This window comes from Bartonella sp. CE47NXGY, from assembly GCF_042195415.1.
Lineage (GTDB): Bacteria > Pseudomonadota > Alphaproteobacteria > Rhizobiales > Rhizobiaceae > Bartonella.
The window spans coordinates 14,196-20,101 of the sequence record NZ_JBHIOI010000027.1; the positions used below are offsets into that span (position 1 = coordinate 14,196).

Below are 5,906 nucleotides of genomic sequence, written 5' to 3' on the forward strand. Positions count from 1 at the left end.
GGTTTTTGTCGTTAAGGGCAAAGGGGGACTTCTTAAAACGCAAGATGCTTGTTTGTGGGGGCTCGTGAAGCCCTGTCAGGTGCGTGCGCCGGCTGAAATGCTTGAAGTGGGGAAGAGGGGACGCCGTTGGAATTGTTTCTTGTATTGGCTGTACGCACATAATATCATGCCTATAGTTTCAAACGTCCCCTTATGAAAAATCTCATACCCTCAATATGGGTCATCAATAACTGGTAATCACATTAAATACGTCTAGAAATATGAAAATAAGGATTATGGTATTTTAATACCACGTTTTTCACGACTTTTTTTATTTATTAATTTCTTTATTACATTTTTGAATTGCTAAGTTTAGTCCTGTAAGCGCTTTACGGTACAGTTTTCGATATTTAATGGTAGAATAAACAAGCCAAACGGATAATGTTATTATTGCACAACCGACAATGATCCCTAGAATGCGCCCTAATATTATAGCTTCAGTCATTTTCTCTCCTTATTATATTTTGATTAGCAACCGCTTCGTCTAGTTGTTTCATTACTTTTTTCAGTTTCTTCTTTACTATGATCCGTAGCACCAAAGAGATTGGTATCGAACCGTACAGAATTAATCCGCATATCAGCCCGATTAAACTTGCAGCATCCATTTGAGGTTTATCCGCACTGCCTAATATTGAGAGAAAAATGTATAAACAGACGCTTATAAAGATTATGAATATAAATTCTCCCAGTGAAACAACACCAGCCTTTAATGTTTCCTTAACTTCTTTTTGGATATCGAGGACTAAGTCCCATTGAGAAGATGTATCATTTTGTTCTTTTGGTGATGCATTTGATAGGTTTGGTTTTGTCATGTTGATATTCGTTTGTTTCTTGAAGGTTTTGTCTTTTGATAAAGCGAATAACTCAGTTTCTCAGACTATTTTTATGAAATGAAAAAAGATTTCTGTAGTTGTTAAAATGATAATACGAATGACTTGCTACGTCTGTAGCGCATCTTCCCTTTATTATTATGAGGCATGTACAATTTTTCGTGCCGCTGTATAAAAGATTCGTTTTGTGAGTACAATTATATTTTATCACTAAACTATAGGCGAAGAGGCATTTAATATTGAAGTGTTTAGCCGGTTGAATTTACTTAAGAAAAGCTTGATTGTTGATAGATCGGCACAGGAATCTTCGTCCTTGAGCGCGGTTAGGCGCGCAAATTTGAATAATGTAACTTTATAGGGGAAAGAACGAAGGCGATAGACATAACGGAGGTGACAAATATTACAAATGTTAAAGTGAGTGATATTTTAAGCGGCTGGTGTTTTAGCGTGTAAGCTAAATTTACGGTTTTCTTTCAGTGTGGAGTGTATGTACATCTGCTCTTTTAAGCCTTATCGCGAAATGAAATAAGGAGAGACGCTTCAAGCCCTAGAAAATACGACACAGGTAATATCGCCTTATGAGGGGAGAGAGGATATTGCTATGATGGATAAGCTTAGTACTGTAATGATATCTTTGACATGAAACTCAAGGGGTGGTGCGGAGCGCTTGGCAATTTTGTGAAAAAATGAACATAAAAAGGGAGACTAGAGGCAATGAGAACGCATTGTTAGAATGCTCTCTATAGGCCGCAAGAGGTAAGTTTATCCTCTAAAGGTTGCAATTAAAGGCCTAAAGATTGGCATTAAAAGAAAAATGAAGGGGCTGCGTATGTTATAGGGGAATATTTATGCTGTGGGAGGTGGAGGGGTAGTGAAGTTGGGGGCTGGTGGATTGTTTTTAGCCGTGGGGGGATATTTTTGAGAAAAGGAAGGGGAGAAGAGCTAGGGGGTGGAGTTGAAGGGTTGGGAGCGCTTGTTGTACTGCTTGGATATCGGTGTGTGGGGGAGAGGTTGTTTTTGAGGGCGGATGAGATGTTCGTGTAGGATGAAGCGGTTTGGAGGGGGAAGAGGTGATGTTTTTAAGAGAGAAGGAGCTTGTAGGAGGGCTTCACGCCCTTTCAGGGGAGAATTAAAAGGTTAGGGGCGCTTTTGAAGCCGATGGATATCGGTGTGGGGGGAGAGGTTGTTTTTTCAGTTCATTTGGGGGAAAAGTGTGAAAAAGTATTTGTATATATGTGGGCTTAAGATTTGTTGGCTGGTCCCAGTAATTGGATGATATGCCCCATTTTGCGGTTGGGGTGAACAGTGCTTTTGCCATATAAATGGATCGAGGTGCGCTCTTGCTTCAGAAAATATTTTAACGTGCTAAAATTGTTACCAAGAAGATTGGTCATTTGGCAATCGCTATGGCGATAGGGACTGCCTAAGGGAAGTCCGCAAATAGCACGGATATGCTGTTCAAATTGTGAAGTTATGCATGCCTTTTGTGTCCAATGACCAGAATTATGGACACGCGGTGCTAATTCATTCACTAAAAGATGACCATTCGTTAAGACAAAAAGTTCAATACAAAGAACACCAACATAATCGAGGGCATCCATGACTGTTACACTGATTTCTTGAGCTGCTTTTTGCACGTCAAGTGGAATATGTGATGGAACAAAGGACTTATGAAGAATACCATTTTTGTGTTGATTTTCAGGGCAGTCATAAAAAATATGTTCTCCTTGTTTTGTACGTGCCGAAAGAACCGAAATTTCCGATAAAAAAGGGACTATTTCTTCTAAAATACAAGGCTGTTCCTGAAAAGTCCTTAAGGCTTCGTCAAGGGTTTGTTCATCTGGGTGATCAAGCTTGATCTGGTTTTTTCCGTCATAACCAAAACGACGCGTCTTTAAAAGACCACGTCCGCCTAAGGTATCAAGAGCGGAAAGAAGAGAAGAAGAATTGTCAACAGCGTGCCATAACGCGGTGCCAATCCCTTGATCACGCAAAAATTGCTTCTCAAAAAGTCGATCTTGCGTGATCTCTAATGCTTTGGAAGAAGGATAAACAGGCTTACTCTTTTCTACATATTGAACCGTTTGAAGCGAAAGATTTTCAAATTCATAGCTGACAACATCACACTGAGAAATAAAATGATCTAAAGCTGATATATCGTCATAGGAGGAAACAATATGGTTGTTTGCTGTTTGAGCGGCTGGGCAATCGGCTTCAGGGCAAAAAATAACGGTTCGAAATCCTAATTCTGCGGCCGCTATGGCGAGCATCCGCGCTAATTGTCCCCCCCCGATTAAACCAATGACGCTGCCTGGAGGTAACATGGTGAAGGGAGTGGTGTTGGACGAGGTGGTGTTGGCTAAGGTGGTGTTGGAGGGAGTGGTGTTGGACGAGGTGGTGTTGGCTGAGGAGGTGTTGGACGAGGTGGTGTTGGCTAAGGTGGTGTTGGAGGGAGTGGTGTTGGAGGGAGTGGTGTTGGACGAGGTGGTGTTGGATGAGGGGGGGGTGGAAAACGGTGCCATTTTAAACCTCCGTTACAGGCGTTTGGGCGACATTGGCTGTTTGTTGTTGACGCCAATCTTCTAATCGTTGGGCGAGATCATGGTCATAAACGGCCATAACGGCTGCGGCTAAAAGGGCTGCATTAATTGCGCCTGCTTTGCCAATTGCTAATGTGCCGACGGGTATCCCTGCTGGCATTTGTACGATTGAAAGCAAAGAATCTTGACCAGAAAGAGAGTGAGAATGCACTGGAACGCCAAAAACAGGAAGAGGAGTAAGGGCTGCTAACATACCTGGAAGATGCGCTGCCCCCCCCGCACCGGCAATTAAAACTTTAAACCCTGCTTCTTTTGCTTCTTTGGCAAATTGATAAAGGCGTTCAGGAGTTCGGTGTGCTGAGACAATATGCGAACTATGAGAAATACCAAGATTCGTCAAAATATCTGCACTATGGCACATCGTTTGCCAATCCGATTGGCTCCCCATTAAAATCGCCACATCACATGATTTTTTCATCATTCTCTATCCTTTTCAAAGGTTCAATGCGATTCTTTATCATTATTTTTTTAAAGTTTTATATTCTTTTTGCAAAGCCAATTGATGACAGAGAAACAGTTATTTTTCAAATAAGGCGGAAAGCTAAAAATTTAAAGGGGATCTCGAGAGATGAAAAACTAAAGTATTGAAGGCATGAAGCACTTCTTGTGAGGGGGAAGGGCAATGTCACGGGGTGGCGTGGGACCCATGAGGCTGTTGAGCTTGCGGTATTGTCTTTTATTTAAGATAAGAGGGAAAAATGTATTGGGGAAAAGCCATTGATTATAAGTTTTTTTTAAAAAAATGTCTTATTTTTTATTTGCTAAAATAAACAAGATCACCATATGATATAAAATCTGTTGCAATTTGAAACATTGCTTATGAGAAAAAGAGATTTTTATGTCAAAAATGTGTTGCAAAATGAGGATATTCTTTTGAGAAAAAAAGAGATGTATATCTCTCGATTTCAAAGCCTATTTATTTTGTTGTTCAAGTGATTCTTTTGTGAGTGGGGGATATAATCTTTATAGGGGATATAATCTTTATAATTGTCGATATATCTTTAACAATGGCAGATATAAGGGGAAGCGAATAATCAACGCTTTTGTGCTTTTAACGCTTTTGTTGAGATGTGCTTCTGAGCGATTATATCGTTTTTTCACTTAAATATAATGGCAATATCAATCGCGAGTGACGAATTGTGAATAATAAATCCATGGTCTCTTTTTTGCCCAATTTTGTAATATGGTGAACGCTGAAATAAATAAGAGTTAAACAACGGATGTAAAGGAGATTTAAAAGCTATGTTTCTTCCATTTTTAATCGCTTTAGGTACTGCAGTAACGACTATGTGTGGTAAAAAAAATATAAGTTATGCTTTGTGGGCAATTTTATTCGTTGTCATTCTTCTCACTTTCAATCATCACGCAACTTCTACTTTAAATTTATCTTTTTGAGAGAATAGCCATGGAACATGTTGAACAAAAAAATCCTCACTTCGTCATCTTTATGAATACGCTAGGACTCTTTGGGTTATCTATTGTCTTGGTGGTGGCTTTTTATTATCAATTGGTAAAGTTTGAGTTACCTTGTCCCCTTTGTTTGCTGCAGCGCGTTGGATTGATGCTGGCAGGTTGTGGGTTCTTACTCAATATTCACCATAAGGTGAAAAATACCCATTATGGTATGGTTATTCTTGGTTGTATGGTAACCAGTGCTGTGGCAGCACGGCAAGTGTTTTTGCATATCACACCCGATGATTTAGGATATGGTTCAACGTTCTTTGGATTGCATTTTTATACTTGGGCTTTCATTATTTCTGTCCTTTGTATCTTTGCTGTCTCATTTGTCATGATTTTAGGCGAATTGGCACACAAGTTCAAAGAATTTTCTCCTTTTCCAGCCTTGAGTAAAACGGCAAGTTTCTTATTTGTGTTTTTGATTGCGGCAAATTTGATTTCTACCATACTGGAATGTGGTGGTGGGCAATGTGCCGATGATCCTGTAAGGTATGAATTGTTATCAAATTGGTTCCCTTCACAGTCTTGAAATTTTTTAATAATCCCTCATCATAATTTTTATTGTTAAAGAGGCGGAAATATTTAAGAATCCGCTTCTTTTTTATTTATTGGGAAGACATTTTAGCAAGATTGTTCGATAATCTGATCTTTTATACCAACGCTGGCTTTTATGAGCGCTGGCGATTGATATTTTTTTAGCGAAGACTTGTACTGTGAACCTTTTATGCTGTCTTTTGAGAGAGATGAAGGGATTGATTGGCTTGGAGGCGTTTGTAGAAGAAGCCCCGGACTGCTGAGCCACGTGGGTTAAGAAGCCTCGTTTTTTAAAGGTGCATTAACGATAAAAATTTTTTGTTCTTGATTTTTCTTAACATTGTGTTAAATAAGTTTTTGTATTCATTTTGGTGCTTCTAAAGCGTTTTTATTGCTTCTAGAGGGATTAATTTAAAATTTTGAAAGTTATGTGAATAATTTTCTG

The 5,906-nt window shown here is 39.3% G+C and carries 8 protein-coding genes; 4 read left to right on the top strand and 4 right to left on the bottom strand.

The genetic code is table 11. From position 1 onward, the window contains the following. Nucleotides 1–196: hypothetical protein (locus ACFIL3_RS07545; protein WP_375682002.1), on the top strand; the 196-nt coding region annotated here is incomplete at its 5' end. Between the two features lie 114 nt (nucleotides 197–310). Here the strand turns inward: ACFIL3_RS07545 and ACFIL3_RS07550 are convergent. Together ACFIL3_RS07550 and ACFIL3_RS07555 are read right to left on the bottom strand one after the other, a co-directional pair. Further along, the gene (locus ACFIL3_RS07550) at nucleotides 311–484 is read right to left on the bottom strand and encodes a hypothetical protein (RefSeq protein WP_375611660.1); all 174 of its coding nucleotides are present in this window, start codon (nucleotides 482–484) and stop codon (nucleotides 311–313) included. After that, the gene (locus tag ACFIL3_RS07555) at nucleotides 477–851 is read right to left on the bottom strand and encodes a hypothetical protein (protein WP_375647684.1); all 375 of its coding nucleotides are present in this window, start codon (nucleotides 849–851) and stop codon (nucleotides 477–479) included. The genes ACFIL3_RS07550 and ACFIL3_RS07555 overlap by 8 nt, the downstream gene beginning before the upstream one ends. Before the next feature lie 936 nt (nucleotides 852–1,787). Here ACFIL3_RS07555 and ACFIL3_RS07560 point away from each other — a divergent pair. Beyond that, entirely contained in the window at nucleotides 1,788–1,913 is a 126-nt protein-coding gene (locus ACFIL3_RS07560) for a hypothetical protein (protein WP_375627706.1), read from the top strand. A 197-nt stretch (nucleotides 1,914–2,110) separates the two neighbouring features. Here the strand turns inward: ACFIL3_RS07560 and ACFIL3_RS07565 are convergent, their stop codons facing one another. Both ACFIL3_RS07565 and purE read right to left on the bottom strand, forming a co-directional pair. After that, nucleotides 2,111–3,391, bottom strand: a complete 1,281-nt coding sequence (locus ACFIL3_RS07565) for a 5-(carboxyamino)imidazole ribonucleotide synthase (RefSeq protein ID WP_375682003.1) — start codon at nucleotides 3,389–3,391, stop codon at nucleotides 2,111–2,113. Nucleotide 3,392: 1 nt separating this feature from the next. Then, complete coding sequence (purE, locus tag ACFIL3_RS07570) at nucleotides 3,393–3,890, bottom strand: 5-(carboxyamino)imidazole ribonucleotide mutase (protein WP_375610656.1); 498 nt, start codon at nucleotides 3,888–3,890, stop codon at nucleotides 3,393–3,395. Nucleotides 3,891–4,711: 821 nt separating this feature from the next. Between purE and ACFIL3_RS07575 the strand changes: the two genes are divergently transcribed. Together ACFIL3_RS07575 and ACFIL3_RS07580 are read left to right on the top strand one after the other, a co-directional pair. Further along, the gene (locus tag ACFIL3_RS07575) at nucleotides 4,712–4,864 is read left to right on the top strand and encodes a DUF5993 family protein (protein WP_273790835.1); all 153 of its coding nucleotides are present in this window, start codon (nucleotides 4,712–4,714) and stop codon (nucleotides 4,862–4,864) included. A gap of 10 nt (nucleotides 4,865–4,874) precedes the next feature. Next, entirely contained in the window at nucleotides 4,875–5,456 is a 582-nt protein-coding gene (locus tag ACFIL3_RS07580) for a disulfide bond formation protein B (protein ID WP_375610657.1), read from the top strand. Nucleotides 5,457–5,906: the final 450 nt, after the last annotated feature.